Raw genomic sequence first — 22,544 nt, 5'->3', positions numbered from 1 at the left:
GTCTGGAAAACTGGAAAAGGAAGAGGCTCTTCCTTCTCCAGCGTTACATGAACCGCCGCTACTTGGCTTCTTTGGCTTTGAAAGCTTCTGCCGCCTTGTCGTAATCTTTGGCCGCGTCCTCGACGGTCATCTCGCCGAGCATGATCTTCACCATATTGTTGTGGAACACTTTCCAGTTATCCTTGTACACTTCTTGACCGATTGCCGGATTCTCCGACCACCAGTTGCTTTCGCTGCTGAGCGATTCCGCCATCGCTTTGAGCGAATCGTTAAGCTTGGACGTATCTTTGATCTTCACGGCCGGCAAATCGTATGCACCGTTTGCATACAGCGCCTGACCTTCCTCGGATGTCAGGAATTTGACGAACTCGATCGCTTCTTTCTTATGCTTGCCGTCATTGTTGGCCACGATCTGTACGAGCGGAAACGGCGTTACCGTTGCGTTCGCTACTGCGGAGCCTTCGTAGGCCGGAACGCGGAAGCTGTATATGTCATCCGGATTCATGCCAAGCGCTTTCAAAGTCGCGTAAGTGAATGTACCGCCGATGCTGAACGCTGCCTTTCCTTGCGCGAAGGCTTGGTCGGCTCCGTCGATATCAAGCGTAACCGAACCCGGTAAAATGAGCCCTTTCTTCGCCATGTCGTCGATAATCTTCAACGACCAAATGTGCTTCGGATCCGACAGCTTCTCTTCGCGTTTCATGAATTTCGTGAACGATTCGGAGCCGTTCTTCATATAATCGACGAAGTTCACAAACCAGGAAGAATATACGCCTGCCGCTTTGGCGCTGAATACGAGTCCGGGCGTACCCGTCTTCTGTTTGACCGTGTCCATCGTGGTCAGCCACTCTTCCATCGATTTCGGAATTTTGGCGTCCAGACCGGCGCTCTTCAACAGCTTTTTATTGCCGTAGATCATGTAAAATGCGCCCACATCCAGCGGCACGCCATACGTTTGCCCGACCTTCGTCGATTTCATCCAGGCGGTCGATTTGTCGGACTTGGCAATAGCGTCTAGGTTAGCTTGAGCTACCGTAACGCCTGAAAGCGCTGCCGGAAGAAAGCCGGCTTTCCACGCTGCATCCTTCTTGAATTCCTCCGACCACTCTACAGCCTTGCCATCGTATGCGCCGCCTAACGGAGCAGCATGGTAAGCCCATATGTCAGGCAAGTTGCCGGCAGCAGCCGAAGCCGTAAGCTTCTGAAAATAAGCTTCATCCGGTGTCGTCGCCAGCGTTTCGACGGTGATTCCCGTCTTCTTCTTGAAAGCGTCCGCTACGGCTTTGAAGCCCGGATCGAAGGCGATTTTCCAGTGCCACATCGTGAGTTTCACATCGCTTTTGGGAGCCGTTGACGCTTCGCTTTTGGGCGAGGAGCCAGCGGTTGTCTTGCCGTCGTTTCCTCCGCAAGCTGCCAGCGAGAACGCCATTGCCGAACTGAGGACCACTGTTCCCCATTTTTTATACGGTTGCTTGCTCTTCATCATGCTTGTCCACATCCCTTTCATATTGAATTTGTACCTGCAGCTCTGACGCGCAGAGCCGGTCCCCCTCGTTTGCAGCAAAGCGAAAAAAAAGCGCGTAATCTTGTTGTCATCACTTCCCCTGTGAGGTATAGAGGTATGCCGCTTCGGTAAAAGCTCGGCAGCCGCTTGGGTTCGAGCTCATGAAGCTTACTTCCATAGTAGGACCTTAGCCGGTTTTCATCTTTAGCATTATTTCCGCGTATTTTGCACATTTGTATCAATCGCGAGCTAGATCATTGTTTCGTAAAAGGTGCTTTTTGAGTATAGAAAAAGCGAGCCGTTCGCATAAATTGCGACGCTCGCCTTTTTAGTTGGCTATGAATCTTGGATTGTTTCACGATGAGACATTCGTAACATCACCATTTGATAATTCTGAAGTCGCCTCCCCAATGACCCGCGGATTTTTGCTCCTCGGTTACGTTCTTGTACCTTTCGGGCAAATGCTCGTTAAAGTCGCTGAGCGGCCGCCATTCGCATAGACGTGCGTAAAGCTGGTGACGAAGTCACTTAAGGACAGACTAATCCTATGCCGAAAAAGTTAAACGGAATGTTTCGAAAGATGCATGATTCGGAACGCTTCCTCCTTGCAAGGTAAGACGAAGGCCGCCATCCGGATGTACAGTCACACTCGTATTGGCTTCAATCCACAAGCCGTCGCGAGACAACTGTTCTACTTTAGCCAGTTCCCGCCGCGTCGGAATCCAAAGCGAAAGGGACGGATACGTCTCCATGCTGAAATTGGTTAATCCGAGCAGCGCTTCTGTTTCGTCCTCCCACCAGACGGGATAAATATTTACCCCAAACTCCACCATAGCCGGGTGTTCGCCATTGGTCAGATAAGACATGATTTGTTGATACAACCATTGCCGGCCCGTCTCTTTAAGCAGGTTTCCCGTATGTGGAACAACCGCCATCGGATACGGTTCCCTGGTAACAACCACTCCCAAAGATTGCATTTCGCCAAGGTTATCGTAAATCGATGACCAGACCTCAGCCCCTTCATCTGCAGAAATAATATATCCCGTGTGCATCGGTAAATAAACCCAAGAAATCACATCCTTATTTCGCAACCAATCCGGCGCTTGAGAAGCCGTTATTCGCTCGAAGGTGGTTCGATGTGACATATCCCCCTTTTCGACGCGGATCGGGCTATTAGGCAATATCCCCCGCTCGCACAGATGGTAATAGGCTTCGGACGTGATTACAGCTCCTTTTTCCAACCAGGCTGTTATCGTCTCTTCCGTGTAAGCAATTGCCTCTTTCATTGTGATCAAAGTCGGTGTTTGGGTACCAGGCGAAACAGGAATACCGATGCGAGTCAGCGAATGATTCATCCGCATGGACGGGCCGTCGCTTAAGTTCATGCCGGCTGTTACATCCGGGTCGCTCGGGAAAGGCAACGATGCTCCTCTTCGCTCTTTGCCGGACAAAGCATCAGTAACAGCCTGCAAATAATCTTTCAATGGACCCAGCGTCTTCTGATAACTGCCCGAAACGTCATAAAAACCCAAAAAACCGTCGTTAATGCTTAAGGTCAGTCGCGGACTGAAGCTAACGGTCAGCAAATACAGCTCCAAAGATAGACCACGTGCGGATTTGCCGCCGATCGTCCACGGAAATTGTTCGATTTCCGAACTGATTTGACAGGACTCGGTGATCATGGAAGCCAGCGCGTCAAACGTTACGCAGCGGTCGAGAATGCCCGGCAAATCCTCGTCCGTATAATTGGCGCCGCCAATTCGTATATGCGGCTCCGGCCGATTCTTCGTCCTGAGCGCTCTCACCTCGGCATCCAAATGACGGCCGTGTCGCAGCATCATTTCGATCGTATTGGTCATCAGCCCCATATTAATGTTCGGATTGACCGACTCGCAAGCCTCGCGGAGCAGAAGACAAAGCTCAACGAGGACATCCTCCTGGAACGCCCGCCAGTCGCGGCGAAGCTGCATCTCCGCAGCCGTGCAGCTTGACGGCTCCATCAAAAGCGCTGCTTGAATCTCCTCTCGGCCGTATACAGTCCCCGTTCTTTGGGCAAACGCCGCCAAATGCCGGTCACAAAAACAGAGAAACGAATGCGTCACGGCACGCCCAAACAAGCGAAAATCGTCATCGATCCAGAGCGCATCGACATCGAGAGAGGCAAACAGCTTGTAGGCTTCAACCATGTATTGGCGAAGCTCCGGACATAACGGGCACGGACAGCCGCTTTCCACCCTGCCTGTCTCATCGACCATTTCCGTAAATGTCCTGGCATGTTCGGCAGGCAGCATATTGCTGTGGCCCAAGGTCACATAATAGTTGATCATCGGGCTCATCCCCGCCGCGCGAACCTCGGCGAACCGCTTGGCGAACAAAGGCAGCCGCTCGCGGAGACTCTGCACATCGGGATGATTCGCTTCCAAATGCGTACTGAACGCCATGACCGTATCGGCGCGAATGTTTTTGGCATACTCCATAAATGAATTCCAAAGCGTTTCATCCTGAAGGATGGTAAATAGAGGGCGTAAAATATATTGTACCTTCTCCGGTTTGATGCCTATATCATTCATGAATAACTTCCTTCCTATTAAAATGCTTTGAACGCCAGTACCGATTTCCGCTGATCATAGAAACGCTTCAGATGACCATAAGAGCAACAAACCTGAGCATCATTCCTTTACGCTGCCCAGCACGATTCCCTTTATAAAGAAACGCTGTAAAAACGGATAAACGATTAATATCGGAAACGCCGCAACGAAGATTTGCGCCGCCCGGCTCGTACGGTCGTTCATGAGCGCAGACAATTCCGCCTCTCTGGGAGTTAGATAGGCTGGGTCCATTTTGATAATTATGGTCTGCAAAAAGCTTTGCAGCGGATAATTTTCCGTGCTATTCGAGAGAATGAGACCATCGAACCAGCTGTTCCAATGGCTGACGATGGAAAACAGCAGCAAGGTGGCCAGCGCGGGCGTAGAGAGCGGCACGAAAATCCGCCATAGTACGGTAAAATATCCGGCGCCGTCCAGCTTGGCCGATTCCTCAAGCTCTTTGGGCAAGCCGCGAAAAAAGTTGAGCAGTACAATAACATTGAAGACGGGGACGGCGGAAGGAATGACGAGCGCCCAGATCGTATTGATCAGCCCCGTGTCCTTTATGATCATGTACCACGGAATCAATCCGCCGCCGAACAACATCGTAAACACGAAATACCATGCGTAAATCGTTCTTCCCGGAAATTGGCTGTTTTCCTTTGATAGCGGATAGGCAATCAGGATCGTCAGCAGCATGTTGATCAATGCGCCGAGCGCAACCCGCTTGACGGAAACCCAGAAGGCGACCAAATATTCTTTCTTCCCAAACACATTCTCATAAGCGGCAGTCGTCCAATCGACAGGCCAAAAGGTCACTTCGCCGGCAGTTACGGCGGAAGCGGAACTGAATGACAGAGCTAGAATATGAAGGAGAGGAAGAACGCAAGTAACGGACAAGAGCAACAAAAAGCAACCATTAATAATCGAAAACAGGCGATAACCGCTTGTCATTTTAACGGCCACTGGATTCCCCCCCTTTACATGCTGTTGGATAACTTAACTTGGAAATTTAGAAGATTCGATAATTCGCAAACCGGTAGGCCAGGAAATAAGACAACGAAATAAATGCCAGGGAAACGACCGATTTGAACAGGCCGATCGCCGTAGCGATGCCATACTGCGCTTTCTGGATACCAATCCGGTACACGTACGTATCGATAATATCGCCGGTCTCGTATACGGGTGTACTGTACAAATTGAACACCTGATCGAAGCCTGCGTTGAGCACGTTGCCCAGACTGAGCGTACTAAGCAGCACGATGATCGGCAGCATGCCCGGCAGCGTAATATGCCATGTTTGACGTAAGCGATTGGCGCCATCCATTTCCGCGGCTTCGTACAGCGCCGGATTAATGCTCGTCAGAGCAGCCAAATAGACGATTGTGCTGAAGCCGAATTCCTTCCAGACGTCGGACATCACCAGCGTGAAACGGAACCAGCGGTTATCGCCGAGAAAGAAAATCGGATCTGCTCCGAATAATCCCAAAATTTTATTCACAATCCCCTGCGAGGGGGATAAGAGATCGATCAGAATACCGCCCAAAATAATCCATGACAAAAAGTGAGGCAAATAGATCAAAGTCTGAACCGTCCGCTTGAATGCCGCTTTCCGAACCTCGTTAAGCAGGAGAGATATGATAATCGGCACGACAAGTCCGGCTATCATCTTCATCACGGCAATGATAATCGTATTGAGAATAATTTGCGAAGTATCCGGGAGCGATAATATAAACTTGAAATTGTCCAGACCGATCCAGGGCGAGCCCCAAATCCCTTTGGACGGCATAAACTTTTTGAAGGCAATCATAAGTCCAACCATCGGGCCGTAGCTGTAAACAAGCACCAGCAAAAAACCCGGTAAAATCATCACATGCAGCGGCCAGTATTTCCGTATTGCGGACATCATGTTCCCATCTCCTTTCCTGCGTTCTCCGAAACCGGACGGGCGAGAAGAATGTCCACCCGCTCTTCTCGCCCATCGCGATTGTTACTCTATTGGCATTACTTCATTTTGCTATACCAAGCGTTCACTTCTTCGGTAATCTTGTCGCCGCCGAGCTTCTTCCACTCCGCGACGAACTTGTCGAACTCGTCAATCGAGACGCTGCCGATGATGATTTTCGTGAACAGCTCTTGTTCTTTCGTCTTTAACAAATCGCCCCGTTCCACCATCGCCGGAGTTCCAGCGCCGTAAAATTCGTCGAAATGATACCGGTTCTGCTTAAAGTACTCATACATTCCGGCAAACGATCCGCCTTCGCCGGCAATTTTGCTTTGCAGCCAGAAGCTTGTATCGCCAGCCTCGAATTTTTTAAGCTGTTCATAGCGGTTTTTCAGGTCGCCGCTCCATTCGATCGCCGAAGGATCCTTCGTTTTTACTGCTTTCGCAATATGTTCCCCGCCCTGGATGTACAAGTCCTGAAGTAAAGCAACAAACGGATTGACCGCCCAAACCTCCTTCCCCGTATCCTTCAACTCTTTGCCAAAGCTATAAACAGCGCGCGGCTCCCCATCTTTAGGCAGCCCTCCGGTCAATACGCCGACCCACTGATTCAGCAGTTTGAATACAGCCTCCGGATTTTTCGCTTTCTTGTTGATGACGTAGTATGAGCCGACGCTGGCCGACACTTGCGTCATAGCCGGCTTGCTGTCGATGGAAGGAATCAGGTACACGCCCCAATCCTGCGTCACTTTCTTGTCCTTGACCACGGCGTCCTGCATGACTGCGCTGTACCAGAACGCTCCGAACATCATGCCTACACGGTTGTTTGAGACCTGCTCGATCAACTTCGCATTATCGTTGACAGCGGATTCCGGATCGATCTGTCCAGCCTTGTATAGCTCCTGCAGCTGCTTTAACGCCGTCTTCACTTCCGGCTGAATGCTGCCATAGGCCAGCTTGCCCGAACTGTCCTTCAACCACTGGCCAGGGTAAGCGTGGTAGCCGTTCATAAAACCGATTGGCGTCTTCAGAATGTCCTTGTCCATGCCTAAGCCGAATACTTTCCCTTTGCCGCCCGAATCTCTCGCCGCAAACGCCTCGGAAATTTTCAACAAATCCTGCATCGTCTTCGGCTCCGGCAGGTTCATTTCCTTCAGCCAGTCTTTGCGCAGCCAGACGAATTCCGCGGCGTTGAACGGACTGTTCGTCTGCGGAATCGCCATCAGCTTCCCGTTAAATGTAGCCGAGTTCATTTGTTTGCCGCCGTCGGACGTCAGCAATTTTTTCGTTTGGTCGGTGGTATACTTCTGATACGCTTCCGTCAAATCCATCACCATGTCGGATTCGACCAATTGTGTTAAATCTGCGGCCGATACTTTGAAGAAATCCGGCAAGTCATTGGATGCGATGCTGATTTTTAGTTTGGAATCGTATTCCTTGTTGTCCACGACCCAATTATTTTTGATCTTAACCCCCAAGTCTCTTTCATAACCTTCATAGATCGCATTCTTGTCCATCGTTTCACCTGGAAAAAACCAATCAGGCACGTTGCCTCTGACCGTCGTGACCGTAACGGGAGGATCGAATTTGCTATTCAGATCGACCGGTTTGGCCGATTCTGCCGCTTTCGGCGATGCGGAGCTTTCTGCCGGCTTGTTCTCCTTCGCGCCGGTACATGCCGCAACCGCAGGTAGCATGGCGACCAAACAGGAAAGCGCTAAACTTTTTCTCAAATTGGAACCCATTTCTTTTCCCCCTCATGGATGGTGAATTCGTTTGCCTGACATTTACTATACAGTCGGGACGGCTGCGCAACTACAGGCATTCCTAAACTTTTATATGCATTTGTATACTACTTCACAGACGACTGTCTTGACGAGCCGACGGGCAGTCCTTATGATAAGTCCTACTAAGAGCCACGGAGGGGCGGGGGTTATGAGAATGTCGATTTTCACCAAGCTGTCCTTGACGTTTTTGCTTGTTTTGCTGCCGTTTTACGGGATGACGCTATTTCTCAATCTGAAGGGCTCGCAAAGCATTCGCAGTGAAATCACCCATTCCGTGAACAGCCGGGACGCGTTCTATATGCAAAATCTTGAGCAGGAGATCAACCGGCTTTCGCAAATTTTTTACGAGCTGCTGCTGGATAAAGACCCTATGCTGATCGGAGTATCGGACAATCTGTCTGCGCCGGACCTCCAGGATAAAGTGAAGGTTTTGCAAAAACGGTTGCAGTTGGTCAAAGCCTCCAGTATTTTCGTAGAAAAGCCGATGATCTATTTTCCTCTTATGAACCGAATGATTACGCCAAGCGGCGTATCCGATTACAACAAGCTGCAAAACCCCGATGAAGCCGACAGGCTGTCCCGAAACGTGGACCCGAACCGCATCGTCCAATTGGCGGACGGCCGGTTGTTTTTGAGCTTGCGCTATCCTATGAACGCCGATTTCGAACGCCCGCCCTTGTTCGTGGTCATGCTGGAGCTTTCCGCCGCCCAATTGAAAAACAGCTTGCGAAACATTGTAAGCCCGCAGCAAGGGGATTTTCTTCTTATCCATACGAAGGAAAATTGGACGCTTTCCAGCGCTCAGGATGAACCAACATTGCAAAATCTGAAATCGCTGGCTGCGGATAAACGGTCAGGCGATGCTCAAGCCGGCGCCAGCTCCGTCAAGCTGGGAAATACGACTTATTGGAAATCCTATGTCACATCCGATCCGCTGCATCTCTCCCTCTTTGTTTTTATCCCGGACGAGAAGGTTTTGGGAGGATTGCGGAGCTACGAGAAATGGGTATGGGTCATCCTTGTCGTCTCGGTTGCCGCCATTTTGCTGCTCGCGCTATCGTTGTACAGAATCATTCATAACCCGTTGCGGAAGCTCGTTTCCGCCTTTCGTATGGTGCAGCAGGGGCGATTTATACCGATTGCAGAAAATGCGGCAAGAGACGAATTCCACTATCTGTTCGCCGGTTTTAATCGTATGGTTTCCCAGCTGAACATCCTGATTCATGAAGTGTACGAGAAGGAAATCAGCTCGCAACGATCGGAGTTGAAGCGGCTGCAAGCGCAAATCAATCCGCATTTTCTGTACAATTGCTTTTTTATTATGGGCGGATTGATCAAAGATAAGGAATATGACAAAGCGTACGGCTTCGTTCATTATTTGCGCGATTATTACCGGTTCATTACGAAGAACGCGGAGGATCATATCCCGCTGCGGGACGAAATGCATCATGCGCAGACGTATGTGGATATCCAAACGATCTGCTACGGCGAACGGATCGACGTCGAAATCGAACCGCTCCCCGACCGTCTCGGCCGCCTGCTGGTTCCCCGGCTGATCGTGCAGCCGATTATCGAGAACGCCTATAAATATGCGCTTGTCTGCCACCCCGCCCACGGTGAATTATGGATTCACCACAAAATGGATAACGGCTGCCTGACCATTCTGGTCGAGGATAACGGAACCGGCATCGACGATGCGCAAATCGCCACTTTGTCGGCGCAGCTCGCCACAAGGGCGATCCCGCGCGAGGAACCGACCGGGATCCTGAACGTGCATCGCCGCTTGCAGTTAATGTTCGGTCCGGACAGCGGGCTGACCTTATGCAGATCGCAGTTGGGCGGCTTATGCGTAATGATTGCGATCTCGATCAAGCAACAGGACGATACGGAGGATGCGGCATGTACCGAATGATGGTTGTGGATGATCTCCCTATTATTGTCGACCGCATGGTGCGGCTGATTGACGGGAATGAACAATTGGACCTGGATCTGGTCAAGGCGTATTCGGCTTTCGAAGCGCTGGATTTGCTCAAGAAGACCAAGATCGACATTGTGCTTACCGATATTAAAATGCCGGGCATGGAAGGAATAGAGCTACTACATGAGATTCGTAAATACTGGCCGCGCTGCAAAGTTATTTTTCTGACCAGCTATGACGAATTTCATTATGCCAAAAGCGCGATCTCGGGCGGCGGGTTCGATTTCATTCTGAAGTTCGAAAGCGACGAGGTCATTATCGAGTCCGTGCAAAAAGCGGTCAAAGCGCTGCACGACGAGTACACCGCGCTCAAGCAGCTTCACGAGGCCCAAATGCAGAAAAGGCAGATGATTCCGCTGCTGCAAGAGCAGGCTTTGTCCAATTTGCTGTACGGCAAAGGGGAGATGCGCAGCGGCAAGGAACCGTTCCGCGAGCTGGGCATTCCGCTGCAAAGCGCCTTGCCTGTCTATGTGCTGGTCGGCAGAGTCGACCACTGGGGGGCGATTACGGGTGTCGCCGATCGCAAGCTGCTGCTCTACGCCGCGCGGAATGTGGCCGAAGAGCTGTTCGGCGTATCGGTCGTCATCGTTTCGGCCACGGTGGAGGAATCCAAAATGGCTTGCCTGATCCAGCCGAAGGAATGCTTGACCGCCGCGCGACAGGAGGACTTGCCTGACGAGGTATGGGAACGAACCTTCTCCTTCGTGTTCGAGTCCATCCCCTTCATTCAGTCGACATGCCGCGATTTGTTCAAGCTGCCGTTCTCCTTCGCGCTTGGCGAGGAGCCCGTGCCGCTCGGCCAACTGCCGGAATCGTTCGACCGGCTGCGCTCGCTGTTCTTGAGTCATGCCGGGGCGGGCAAGGAGCTGCGGCTCACCGACCGAAAATCGGCGGACGCGGACGGTCCGTCGGCCGCCGCCGCGGCCCAGCATAAAATGCAAAGCTTCGTGATCAAAAAAATCGAGCTGCTCGGCCATTACCTGGAAACCGGCACGAAAGCGGAATTCGACCAGCTCTACGACGAGATTATGGGCGATCCGGCCCGGCAATCCGCCTCCGGCTTCTTGAAGCTGGAAGTGCATCATACGCTCGCTTCCGTCTTTTTATCGTACTTCCGTCTCCATCCGCGGGACCCTTCGTTATTTGCCATCGTGGAGTTGGGAAAACTGACGCAGGCCAATCCCGATTTGTCGTGGGAGGAAATGAAGGCTTCCTTCGCGGCTATGGCGGACCGCATCTTCGCGCATAAAGCGGATGCCAGGGAACCCGGCAAAGAGAACGTCATTCTCTGGCTGAACGATTATATTGAGAAACATATCGCCGAGGATTTGTCGCTGACGCGGCTGGCGGAAATCGTCCATTTGAGCCCGGTGTATTTGTCGCGCCTATATATGCAAACGGCCGGAATCGGCATTTCCGACTATGTGAACATGTGCCGGATGGATAAGGCGAAAGAACTGCTCAAGAACACCCACTTCAAAATTTATGAAATCGCCGAGAAAGTCGGCTACGATTCGGCTTTGTCGTTCATCCGTTTTTTCAAAAAGCAAATGAATATGACGCCACAGGAGTACCGGAATTTGTGAAACAGTTTACAAATGTAGATAAAAGTAGAGAAGTGCGTATGGAAGCGCGTACATGCCAAACGATAAACTGTAGCTATGATACATGTATCAACTTCCATCTCTCATTAACAGGAGGAACGACTATGCACAACGAAACGAAAGTAACTCCTCAGCAGCAACCGGACAAGGAACAAGAAGGGAAGAAAGAGCTAGTCAGCAGGAGGAAAGTGCTTGCTTCGTTAGGAATGGCGGGAGTCGCTCTTGCTTCTTCAGGATTGGTTGGCGGAGCGCTTTCCACAGCTTATGCCGATCCTGCCGAGCGGCGTAAGAAAGTTAAAGATTTAATGGTGGAAAATTTGCTTGTTTACACAACGATCGCTGAATTGCGCACGCTAAGCAATCAGGATACCGAAAGCCTGTACTATGTCACAGATACTGGGCAAGAAGGAATGTTCCGTTTCAATTCAGCGAACACCGTTTCGGCAGATAATGGAGGAACGATTCTTGTTTCGGCTTCCGGAGCGAGGTTTGAAAGAATCTTTGACGGCATGGTCAATGTGAAATGGTTTGGGGCCAAAGGCGGCGGAAGTCACGACGATACGATTGCCATTCAGAAAGCGATCGATGCCAAGCAAGGTACGGTTTTTCTGCCGAAAGGAAGATATTTAACGTCAGCTCCAATCGTTGTGCAAACAGGCGATTCGCTGGTCGGCGAAGGTCCTGAAGTCACGATCATTGAGAAAACGACAGTGACTGCTGCATCATTAGGCACCAGAACCATGTGGAGTGCGGTAGATAATTACAATGTCGATGCGGTCATTATTGCACTGGCCCCGAATGACGACTACGTAAGATATCTTCACATTGAAGGAATCATGGCTAAACGCGGTGCAACACCTACTACTTTGCCCAAAAACGCGTCCTACTGCTTCTACGCTCCCCGGATTTATTTCCTTACGCAAAAAAATGTGGAATATCGCCATGCCGACACGGGGTACTATACAGCGAACGCCTGGATGGTGACACTGGAGCGGGTATCGTCGCGCTGGGTAACCAAAGGTTTTGTATGCGGCGACTATGATGCGCAGGGCGGAGGAGGCACAAGCCATACCGTTACCTCCTGTTGGGCGGGAGCCTGTGAAAAGTGGGCGTGGAAAATTAACGTCTCCTATTCCAACTTCATTGCTTGCGGAGCAGACTACATCGGATACAACCCCGATAACCCTCCGGAATACGTCTACCAGCTTCGCGGCGTTGCGTTAACTCTCACCGGCTGCGGTACGGAAGAAGCCAGAGGTACGCTGCTGTCCGTTTATGATATGCCTGCTATGGGATTAGCAAGCTCAGTCAACGTCGTAGGATTCATGACCTATAATTATTATGGAGACCGAACAGCGCCGGGTTCATACGTGATTAGCGTAAAGAATAATTCCATGCTGACCCTTACTGGTGGAGATCTTAAAGTAGTAAGCAATGCGAATGCAAAATTCGCCGAAGTTGCCAACAGCTCGAAATTACTTATAAACGGGTTGACATCGAACCTGGATTATATGGATGATTCAGAAATCGTCTGCACGAATCTTGGGGAAGCTTCTATTTCCGGAGCAAAAATGAAATCGCTTACACATGGTCAAGAACAGAGAGACAGCTATTCAACGAACGGCAGCATAAACATCGTGGGCGCGTGGGACAAAGCTCTTCTCAAATTCACGGATTCAACATCCAGGCAGGCTTCTCATCTGTGGGTCGATGCTTCCGGTTCTCTACGAATCAAAAAGGGCGCCGAACCGGCATCCGATTCGGACGGTCAGGTGGTTGGGGAGCAGAACGTACGCAGAGGAACCTCCACGCAATCAGCTTCCGGCAGTCAATCTCAATTCCTTATCGCGCACGGATTGGGAAGCACGCCAAGCTACTATAACGTTACTCCTGCATCCTCTCTGGCATCCGGCATTCAATATATAGAGGCAGATCAAACAAATATCATCATCTACTATTCTGCCGCTCCGAGCGTCATGTCCAACGGCCTTATGTGGAAATGGGAAGCCAGACTATAATCACGATTGCGTGTGGCGACCTTTCTGCCCAACTATATCAAGAGTTTGACGTCGCTATAAGCTGCAAAGGAACGATGGGTAATCGCTTGCTCTTGATTACAAGCACATTCAGGCTTTCAACCAATAGGAAAACTCCCGAGATCGCGAAAACTGCGGTTTCGGGAGTTTTTAGTCAAGCGAGGTATCGCCTTTGCCCGTAATTTTGCTTTGCAACGAAAAGGCCGTATTGCCCGCCTCGAGTAAAAACGAGGCCGTACTCGACGGGAACATAGTGGAGCTGGAACAGCCTCCCATGATCAATTATGAGTACACCTATGTACCTTTACGTCTGTTAGGAGAAGCCGCAAATCGTAAGGTAACCTGGAAGCAAGAGATACAAACCGCATTAATCAGTCTGAAGGACACGAAGGATACCCTATATTTCGATAAGGGCACGATCAAATATAAAGGGGACCTCACGGACGGGAAAAGACATGGAAAAGGGACTTCGTATTCCGAAGAAAACGGCATGGTTTTATATATAGGGGAATGGAAGAACGATGCTATGGACGGGAAAGGGCAGTTGTATTATTCTTTCTCGAGCGATCTATTTTTTGAAGGAACGATGGTCGGCGGGAAACAAGCCGAAGGTGTGGAATATTTCCCGGGCGGAGCAAAACGTTATGAAGGTACCTATAATAAAGGGCTTCAATATAACGGGGTCGTAACCAGACTGTTCAATCCTTCCGGTGAATATTTAATTGCCGAACTACATGAAGGTCAACTGAATGGCAAGGGCACCTTATACTTTTCAAACGGTACGGTAAAGAGTGAAGGGACATATAGTAATGGCGTAATGCTAAAAGGAAAATTATACGACCAAAATGGCAAGCTTATTTATGAAGGAGAATTTGATACAAAGGGGGATCCTAAACGCCCCTGAGCACTCCCAAAAGCAACCGCATCGTATCCGATGCGGTTGCTTTCGTTTTAGTAGATAACCTTCTCATTTCGTTATCCCTATTCAAGAAATGATCCACTTCGTTTTTTTCAAATCGTTTACTTCTTTCGTAATTTGCTCCCCGCCTTGCTTGTAACAATCCTGTACGAACCGGTCGAACTCTTCGATGCCGGCGCCACCCAGAATGATACGGGTTATCATGACTTTCTCCATCTTCGTCAAGGTAGCCATTTTCTCCGCCATAGTCGGCGTAGACGATACGGTTAACGCCGTATTGATGTACAGCTTATTTTTGAGATAGTTGTCGACGACTTCCATCCCCCCTTTGTCCCCGAAGGTCCGATCAGCGATCCGGATCCCATTCAGACGGATTGCAATCCCTTAGCTTCAGGAGGTAAGGCACCGGGCCCATGCGAAGCATCGTTAGTCCGCTGCTCCTGAGCCGGCCCGCCGGGCATCGCCAGCGGCCACCCGAGCATTTCCCGAAACTTGTCGCGATAGGGCTCGAGCCCTTGCTCGTAGGCCTCGACGGAACTTGTATCCGGATGGAAGAAAGAATGCCGCCGTTCTTCAGACTCGTTGCGCAAATAAGCGATCAAGGCTTCCCACTCGGCGATTTGCCGCTCCCGGTACGCGTTGCCGACCTGCTCGTTCTCGCTGTGCAGCGCGTTTTTACGTTCCTCCATCGATCCGTCCCCCTAAGGCAGCAGATGAGGTCCGCCGCTTACCGGATACATCGGCAGACTGCGGAACGCTTCGGCGTACTTCACGCCGATGGCCATGCCGCGCATAGCCGACGACTTGGACATGTGCTCGACATAGTCCATGCCGTACAAATGCTGGAGCCACGTATCCTGGCTTTCGTGGCAGCGAAGCATTCGGCACTTCGTCTCGAACGTATCGGTGATGTCGACGTACGCTTCCGGCTCGAAGCCGATCGAACCGATATTATCCATAATGAATACATGCGGAACTTTATTCAGGTGCGGGTACTCCGTTTCGATCAGCCGAACGGTTACCGGAATACGGCAATCGCTTGCGATCTCGCCGCAAATGCGGTGATCGGGGTGATAGTCGTTCGCGCCGTGCACGAACATTACATCCGGAGCCGCTTGGCGAATGGCGTTAATGAACATCATCCGCGTTTCTCTATCATGGAAAAGAAATTCATCGTCAATGCCGAGCCAGATCAGGTCCGCCCCGATGACGGCGGCGGCATTCTCCGCTTCTTTTCGGCGGATGGCCGCGATTTCCTCCTTGGAAAGCGTCGGCGAACCGACGTTGCCGTTGGTGGCGATCATGATTGTCACTTGATCGCCCCGGGCGGCATATTTGGCGAGTGTTCCGCCGCATAAAATTTCAATATCGTCCGGATGTGCCCCTATTGCCAATACTCTCATGAGAACTCTCCCTCTCCGGCTGTTTTGCCGACCCTTTCTTCGCCCCGGTCATGCCGGTCCGTCATTCTCCACAACGACTTTAATACGCTCCTGCCCGCCCGCGAAGGCGCAAGCAATCGCTTGATCCAATTGTTCATAGGGATAACGATCCGTAATCATCGGCGCTACGCTAATCCTTTCGGATGCAAGCAGCTGGATGACACGGGGCCATACACGGGGCGCATTCGCGCTTCCGATATAGGTGATCTCGCGGAGAATGATGTCCATCACGTCAAGCTCCACTTTATGCTCCGGCAGGCCAAAAAGCAGCACCCGTCCCCGATTGGCAGCCAGCTTCTGCGCAAGCTGAATCGTCTCCGCTTTGCCGACGGCTTCGATGACCGCATCGTAGCTTCGTTCTTGAACGAGGGACAGCAAGTCCTTCTCTCTGATATTCACCACTTCATCGGCGCCGTAAGCAAGCGCGAGCTCGAGCCTTTTCCTTCTCGAGCCGGCCACCGTCACATGGGACGCCCCTTGCAGCTTGCATAACCGGGCGAAAAAAAGTCCGGTCGGCCCGTCGCCGAGTACGATCGCCCGCTCGCCCGCCCGCAATTGCAGCTTATCCATGCCGCCTAAACAAACGTGAATCGTTTCGCATTGGGACGCTTCCCCGTATCCGACCGATTCCGGCAGCACGTACAGATTGTTCTCCGAAATCACGACATATTCCTGCCAGAAGCCGGAACGGTTTATGCCGTACTCGCGGCTGCTCGTACATTGATGCTTCTCGCCGGCCAAACACGCTTCGCAGCTTCCGCAGCCGATGCTCGGATCCAACGTGCAGCGGTCTCCGGCGCGGACGCGGGTGACACTGCTGCCGACACGCACAACTTCGCCGGCTGCCTCGTGACCAAGCGAATAAGGCGGTTCCGCGAACGACACGGCACGTTTCATAATGTGCAAATCCGTCGCGCAAATGCCGATCGCTCGGATTCTCACAAGCACATCATGCTCGCGCAGCTCCGGCAGCGATACGGACGTCATTTCCGGGACAAGCGATCCGTTCCATATCCAAGCTCTTGATTCCATCCCCGGTTGTCACCTTCCTTTACTTGTCGCAGCGGTATTTCTCGATGGCATCTTCATTGATTTCGATGCCCAGTCCCGGTTTGTCGGTAATTTGGGCATAACCGTCCTTCACGACGATATCGCTTTGCAGCATTTCTTGGCGGATCGGGGTTTCGGCGACGCAGTACTCAAGCAGGCTGCCGTTCGGAATCGCCGTTATCAGATGCAAGGAAGCCGCGATGACGATGCCGCTGCTCCATGCATGCGGAACGCAAGTAATATGATGCGCATGAGCCAGCTGAGCGATTTTCTTCGCTTCGCTTAAGCCTCCGCAGCGAGTGACGTCCGGCTGTATAATATCAACGCGGCCCTGCTCGATCAGCTGCCTGAAGCCGTAACGGGTCGTCTCGTTCTCTCCTCCGGCAATCCGGATGCTTGTCGACTCGGCCAGCTTCCGGTAGCCCTCGTAGTCGTCGGCGAACAGCGGTTCTTCGATCCAATAGGGCTTATATGGTTCCAGTTCTTTGATAAGCGGCATACGAGAAGCGGCGTCGATCGGATGATCGTCGGACGGGATGAACCCGAGGTCGAACAGCAGATCGACGTTCGGTCCGGCAGCCTCGCGGGATGCACGAACCAATTCAATGATTTCGCGGTTGCCCTGCTCGAATCCTCCCCAGCCGAGCTTGATTGCGGTGTAGCCTTGCTCGACCCACTTCTTCGTTTCGTCGAACGCTTCCTCCGGCGTATAGGGCATCAGCGTGCTCGCATACGCCCGCACCTTCCCGCGCTGCGCTCCGCCGAGCAGCTTATAGATCGGCTTGCCCAGCGCTTTGCCGACAATATCCCAGAGGGCGATATCGATTCCGCTCATCGCATGAATGACGACACCGCGTCTTCCGTAAAACTGGCTGCCGACGTACATTTTTTCCCAGATGCGTTCCATCTCGAAAGGGTCCTCGCCGATAATCATTTCGCCGAGACCGCGGCAAATGCGATGGGAGGAAGGCGACTCGATAATCGATTTGACGACCCAAGGCGCCGAATCGACCTCCCCGTAGCCGACGATCCCTTCATCCGTATGCACCTTAATAATAATGCCGTCCTGCGCGCTGTCGTTGTTCAACTGCACTTCGTTTTGCTGACGAACCGGTATTGCTTCCACCTTCGTAATTTTCATTGGAATGCCTCCTCGTAATCGATGAATGATGGGATCAAGAAGTATACGTACACTATAAAATGCCGCCCCCTTATTGTCAACAATCTATTGTTAATAGTTATTTGTTGAACAAAATTTCCATTAATAGCAAAACCGCCCTCCATCCGGCCGATTCGACCGCATAGAAGGCGATTTGATTCCTTATGCAATAGGAGGAGAGATAGCCCCCGAATGTCACCGTGCCGATACGCGTTGTCCGGCAAGCCCTACTGAGATCTCTGGATCGTGCTTGACGCGATATCGGCTGACCCGGCCGATCCGAGCCTGTCCTCCAGCTGCTGCTCGTATAAGCTTCGCGGATGCACATGCATGCCGCAGCTTTCCCAATAAGCGTCGCGGCGCTGACGAGTATCATAGAGGTTCGGCAAAAACGGCGTTCCGCGCGTGCCAGAATGCCCGATTGCATAGCTGGTTGCGATGTGCGGGCAAGCTCAAGCGGGCAGCGTATAGATGTGACTGCTCACAACACAGTCGTCCTCATCCGTTACCTGAAAGAAAAAGGCTGCCGTTCCATCCGGGACGACGGCTCGAATCACCTGCGCGTCAAGGTCGATCCGGGCTTCGCCGTTCTGCCATGCGACCCCGAACCAGTCGCCCGTTTCGAAGGCATAGCGCAATTCCGCTTTCTGCAATAGGGCTTCGGAATCGAAAGGCAGAATAGCCCTGTTTGCTTCCAGCTCCATTTCCGCCAGTACGGGAAGCTTCCTTCCGTCTTTGACGATTTGATCTGCAAACGCATAAATCTCCCTGGGCTGCCAGCCCGCCTTGTGCGAATGGCCGAGATCGAATTGAATGCTCATCGCGGAACCGGTGCGTCCGTTCTGCGAGGCTTGATACGATTTGCTGAACAAATGAACCGGAAAATGGCGGTCTTCGCTGCCGTTTACCCATAGCATCGGCATGGAGATGCGATGAAAATAAGCGGAAGGATCCCACAGCCGTTTGACCGTATCGGCTTGACCGTTCGGCATGGCGGCGAAGCTTTGCCCAAAATGGTTTGCCGCCTCAAATAAATACCCGCAGCCGTAAACGGGGATGGCGAAAGCGAAGCGAGCATCTACTCCGGCGACGAGGCTCGTGACGATGCCTCCCCACGAGATGCCCGTTATGCCGATACGGGTATCGTCTACCGCGTCGAATGAACGAAGAAGCGAATGCGCCCGGATAACGGCGGCAACCGCATGGTACATCCACTGCTCTTCGACGGGCAGAGCGGAATCGGCGAAAATCTCCTGTCTGGCGGGTCCGCTCCAGGCGTGCCTAGGCCGTTTGCCGTCGCTGTTCTTCTCTCCCGGGAGCTGACCTTCCAGATCGATCGCGATGGCGGCATAGCCCCGATTCGTCCATATGCGGACCCATTCCGCGTAAGCTGTCCCGCCGCCGCCGTGAACCAGCACCATAGCAGGAACCTTTGACTCCGGCGCGGACTCCGGTATGGCGTAATAAGCGAAAACCCGGGTCGGACGTCCTTCGCAGGGCACGCCTTCGAACAGGATGGCCCGGACTTCTCCGTCGTTCCTTTCGGGAACGGGATAAACCTCCGGCACTTCCGACAACGACGCAAGATTCCATGGAAGGGAACTGTCGCCCGAGTATGGCTTTTCACTGTGCATCATCTGTTTTCTCCTCCTGCACGATTCCGTTTTTTCATCATTTGATCCCCAGCATGCTGCGGTACTCGGATGGCGAGCAGCCTGCGATTTTTTTGAAAATTTTCGTGAAATACGGATAGTTCTGATAGCCGCTTCACCGCGATGCCCCCCTTTTTTTCGTCAATATGCGAACATAACCATGCAAAAATACGGCACCCGCACGATAATAGTTTTATCTTATCACAGGAGAGGAACGGCAAGATTATGGTTTATTTAAGCGACTGCTTGTTATTTTGTTAAGGCCTGCGCATGCGGAGAGGACTCTACTCAGCAAAGGAAACGCCTTACAGGTTTGGAGGTTTGGAGGTTTGGAGGTTGGAGGTTGGAGGTTGGAGGTTGGAGGTTGGAGGTTGGAGGTTGGAGGTTGGAGGTTGGAGGTTGGAGGTTGGAGGTTGGAGGTTGGAGGTTGGAGGTTGGAGGTTGGAGGTTGGAGGTTGGAGGTTGGAGGTTGGAGGTTGGAGGTTGGAGGTTGGAGGTTGGAGGTTGGAGGTTGGAGGTTGGAGGTTGGAGGTTGGAGGTTGGAGGTTGGAGGTTTAAAGCGTAGCAGTCTTCCTTCTGTTCCTTGCTTTCAATTAAAGAGAAACCAGTCCGCGTTGGTAATAACGGATTTTCGCGGCGTTATTTCCGGGCCAATCGAACGAATTAGGGGGATAGCGGATTTTCGAGGTCTTATGTGACTGCTTTGGAACTGACTTATACCGGAAATGGCGAAATAACGCCCCCATAGTCCGCTATCGCTTCGAATGAGGAAACTACCACACAATAAGCACTCGAAAGTCCGCTATCTCGATCGCTTCGCTCAACCTAGTCCGCTAGACCGAGCGATTCCTCTACCAAATCCGCTAGACCGATCACTTTCCTCTCCCTAGTCCGCTAACAGTTCGCATTCCTCAACCAAGTCCGATAGACCGATCGCTTCATTCAACCATTGTGCCCCCCTTCAAAACAGCAGAAGAGCTACCCTTCATAGTCAATCTCTGTGAAGGGATACGTTACCCAACAAAAAAAAGCCTGCCCCGCGATTGCGGGACAGACTCAAGTTCAACCGGCCCGCTTCGTCACCCTTTGACCGAGCCGAGCATCATGCCTTGGTTAAAATGCTTTTGCAAAAACGGATATATCACGCTCAGCGGCAGCGCCGTAATCACGATCGCGGCCATTTTGACCGCTTGGCTGTATTCGAACCCGTCGCTGTTGGATTCCATGCTCATGTCGGTCTCGATCAGCATTTGCCGCAAGAACACCTGGAGCGGCCACTTCGCCGTATCGTTCAGATACAGGATGGCGTTAAAATACGTGTTCCAGTTGTTCACCGCATAGAACAGGACGAACGTCGCCACGACCGGCAGTGACAGCGGCAGGATGATTTTCCACAGCAGCCGGAATTCGCCGCAGCCGTCCATTCTTGCGGATTCCTCGAGCTCGGCCGGAATGTTCTGAAAGAAGCTGCGCATCACGATCAAGTTGAACGGCGCGATCGCCCCTGTCAAGAAGAGCGACCAGTAGCTGTTCAGCAAATGCATCTCTTTAACCACGAGGTAAGTGGGGATCATGCCGCCGCCGAACAGCATCGTGAACAGCACGAGGAAATTGATCGTTCTCCGTCCTTTCAGCCAGCGCTTCGAGAGGCCGTAAGCCATGAATCCGGTCATCACGATATTGATCACGGTGCCGATCGACGTAATATAGAGCGCATTGCTGAAGGCGTTCAAAAAGTTCCGGTTCGTAAACAAATAGCCGTAGGCGTTGATCGTCCATTCCTTCGGGATCAGGAAGAAGCCGCGCGTCAATATTTCCTGCTTGGTGGCGAACGAGATGCAGACGACATAGACTAGCGGGATCAGGACGATCAGCATCGTTAGCGTCAGCACGCCGTACATGATGAGCGGAAACAGTCTGCCCGAGCCTCTCGCATCGAAAGTTTTCATGTCAGTAGACGCCCTCCTCGCCCATTTTTTTGGAGAAACGGTTCGCCAGCAAAATAAGCACCAAACCGACTATCGATTTGAACAGCCCGACTGCCGTCGTAAACCCGAATTCCCCCTGCAAAATGCCCACCCGGTACACATAGGTGTCAAAGACGTCCGACACACGCATATTCATCGAGTTTTGCAGCAGGTACACATGCTCGAAACCGATGTCCATCACGCTGCCCAGCCGCAAAATGAACAGGATGATGATCGTCGATTTGAGCGCGGGCAGCGTAATATGCCACATTTGCCGCCAGCGTCCGGCGCCGTCCACGACGGCCGCTTCGTACAAGGTCGGATCGACGGCCGCAAGCGCCGCAAGGAATATGATCGCGTTCCAGCCCGCTTCCTTCCAAATATTCTGCGACACGTAGAGAGACCGGAAATAGTCGGGATTCGTCAGCAGCTCGATCCTCTCGAAGCCCTTCGTCGAGAGCAGGTTGTTGATGCCGCCGTCCTGCGTCGCGAACAGCAGCACCGTTACGCCGACGATAACGACCCACGACAGAAAGTGGGGCAGATAGACGATCGTTTGCACCGCCCTGCGAAACCATGCTTTACGCACCTCGTACAGCAGTACGGCTAACACGATCGGCGCGGGAAAAAACAAAAACAGATTCAGCAAGCTCAGCATCATCGTGTTGCGCAGCAGCTTCCAAAAGTCCGGAGCCGCGAACAGGCGCTCGAAATTGCCGAAGCCGATCCAAGGGCTGTCCGCAAACCCGCTGATCGGGTCAAAATCCTGAAAGGCGATCACGATGCCGCCCATCGGCACATACTTGAAGAGCAGAAAGAAAAGGAGACCGGGTGCGATCATCAGATAGAGCGGCAGCCCTCTTTTCCACTGCAGCCATTGCTTCGTTGCCATCCTACCATCCTCCTCCATAGG

The 22,544-nt window shown here is 52.0% G+C and carries 18 protein-coding genes and 1 pseudogene; 4 read left to right on the top strand and 15 right to left on the bottom strand.

Annotated elements, in window-relative coordinates; all coding sequences use genetic code 11:
* Positions 1-58: 58 nt before the first annotated feature.
* From ACKGJP_RS09655 to ACKGJP_RS09635, 5 genes are all read right to left on the bottom strand, one after another.
* Positions 59-1,486, bottom strand: coding sequence for an ABC transporter substrate-binding protein (locus ACKGJP_RS09655; protein WP_409345445.1), 1,428 nt, complete (start codon positions 1,484-1,486; stop codon positions 59-61).
* A 563-nt stretch (positions 1,487-2,049) separates the two neighbouring features.
* The gene (locus ACKGJP_RS09650; RefSeq protein WP_409345444.1) at positions 2,050-4,074 is read right to left on the bottom strand and encodes a hypothetical protein; all 2,025 of its coding nucleotides are present in this window, start codon (positions 4,072-4,074) and stop codon (positions 2,050-2,052) included.
* A gap of 99 nt (positions 4,075-4,173) precedes the next feature.
* Positions 4,174-5,058 (bottom strand): carbohydrate ABC transporter permease, encoded by an 885-nt coding sequence (locus ACKGJP_RS09645; protein WP_409345443.1) that lies wholly within the window; start codon positions 5,056-5,058, stop codon positions 4,174-4,176.
* 46 nt (positions 5,059-5,104) lie between these two features.
* Positions 5,105-6,001 (bottom strand): ABC transporter permease, encoded by an 897-nt coding sequence (locus ACKGJP_RS09640; protein WP_409345442.1) that lies wholly within the window; start codon positions 5,999-6,001, stop codon positions 5,105-5,107.
* A gap of 95 nt (positions 6,002-6,096) precedes the next feature.
* Complete coding sequence (locus tag ACKGJP_RS09635) at positions 6,097-7,782, bottom strand: extracellular solute-binding protein (protein WP_409345441.1); 1,686 nt, start codon at positions 7,780-7,782, stop codon at positions 6,097-6,099.
* Between the two features lie 190 nt (positions 7,783-7,972).
* On the opposite strand from ACKGJP_RS09635, the gene ACKGJP_RS09630 reads away from it, so the two are divergent.
* From ACKGJP_RS09630 to ACKGJP_RS09615, 4 genes are all read left to right on the top strand, one after another.
* Positions 7,973-9,736, top strand: coding sequence for a sensor histidine kinase (locus tag ACKGJP_RS09630; RefSeq protein WP_409345440.1), 1,764 nt, complete (start codon positions 7,973-7,975; stop codon positions 9,734-9,736).
* Positions 9,724-11,388: a response regulator gene (locus ACKGJP_RS09625; protein ID WP_409345439.1), complete on the top strand. Its 1,665-nt coding sequence runs from the start codon at positions 9,724-9,726 to the stop codon at positions 11,386-11,388. Before ACKGJP_RS09630 ends, ACKGJP_RS09625 begins: the two co-directional genes overlap by 13 nt.
* 122 nt (positions 11,389-11,510) lie before the next feature.
* Positions 11,511-13,424, top strand: coding sequence for a glycosyl hydrolase family 28-related protein (locus ACKGJP_RS09620; RefSeq protein ID WP_409345438.1), 1,914 nt, complete (start codon positions 11,511-11,513; stop codon positions 13,422-13,424).
* 190 nt (positions 13,425-13,614) lie between these two features.
* On the top strand, positions 13,615-14,346 hold the full coding sequence (locus ACKGJP_RS09615) for a stalk domain-containing protein (protein WP_409345437.1): 732 nt from the start codon (positions 13,615-13,617) through the stop codon (positions 14,344-14,346).
* 81 nt (positions 14,347-14,427) lie between these two features.
* Here the strand turns inward: ACKGJP_RS09615 and ACKGJP_RS09610 are convergent, their stop codons facing one another.
* From ACKGJP_RS09610 to ACKGJP_RS09565, 10 genes and pseudogenes are all read right to left on the bottom strand, one after another.
* Complete coding sequence (locus ACKGJP_RS09610; RefSeq protein ID WP_409345436.1) at positions 14,428-14,682, bottom strand: hypothetical protein; 255 nt, start codon at positions 14,680-14,682, stop codon at positions 14,428-14,430.
* Positions 14,683-14,726: 44 nt separating this feature from the next.
* On the bottom strand, positions 14,727-15,050 hold the full coding sequence (locus ACKGJP_RS09605) for a hypothetical protein (protein WP_409345435.1): 324 nt from the start codon (positions 15,048-15,050) through the stop codon (positions 14,727-14,729).
* 12 nt (positions 15,051-15,062) lie between these two features.
* Positions 15,063-15,764, bottom strand: coding sequence for a PIG-L deacetylase family protein (locus ACKGJP_RS09600; RefSeq protein ID WP_409345434.1), 702 nt, complete (start codon positions 15,762-15,764; stop codon positions 15,063-15,065).
* A 48-nt stretch (positions 15,765-15,812) separates the two neighbouring features.
* Positions 15,813-16,835, bottom strand: a complete 1,023-nt coding sequence (locus ACKGJP_RS09595) for a zinc-binding dehydrogenase (protein ID WP_409345433.1) — start codon at positions 16,833-16,835, stop codon at positions 15,813-15,815.
* A gap of 19 nt (positions 16,836-16,854) precedes the next feature.
* On the bottom strand, positions 16,855-17,994 hold the full coding sequence (locus ACKGJP_RS09590; protein WP_409345432.1) for a mandelate racemase/muconate lactonizing enzyme family protein: 1,140 nt from the start codon (positions 17,992-17,994) through the stop codon (positions 16,855-16,857).
* A gap of 245 nt (positions 17,995-18,239) precedes the next feature.
* Complete coding sequence (locus ACKGJP_RS09585) at positions 18,240-18,401, bottom strand: hypothetical protein (protein ID WP_409345431.1); 162 nt, start codon at positions 18,399-18,401, stop codon at positions 18,240-18,242.
* Between the two features lie 63 nt (positions 18,402-18,464).
* Complete coding sequence (locus ACKGJP_RS09580; RefSeq protein WP_409345430.1) at positions 18,465-19,649, bottom strand: alpha/beta hydrolase family protein; 1,185 nt, start codon at positions 19,647-19,649, stop codon at positions 18,465-18,467.
* Positions 19,650-19,683: 34 nt separating this feature from the next.
* Positions 19,684-19,770, bottom strand: a pseudogene (locus ACKGJP_RS09575) (AraC family transcriptional regulator); the annotation flags it as partial.
* Between the two features lie 973 nt (positions 19,771-20,743).
* Positions 20,744-21,613, bottom strand: coding sequence for a carbohydrate ABC transporter permease (locus ACKGJP_RS09570; protein ID WP_409345429.1), 870 nt, complete (start codon positions 21,611-21,613; stop codon positions 20,744-20,746).
* Between the two features lies 1 nt (position 21,614).
* Complete coding sequence (locus ACKGJP_RS09565) at positions 21,615-22,523, bottom strand: ABC transporter permease (protein ID WP_409345428.1); 909 nt, start codon at positions 22,521-22,523, stop codon at positions 21,615-21,617.
* Positions 22,524-22,544 lie beyond the last annotated feature (21 nt).

This window comes from Paenibacillus litoralis (assembly GCF_046244365.1).
Classification (GTDB): Bacteria; Bacillota; Bacilli; order Paenibacillales; family NBRC-103111; genus Paenibacillus_V.
This window is presented reverse-complemented; position numbering and strand designations above follow the sequence as displayed.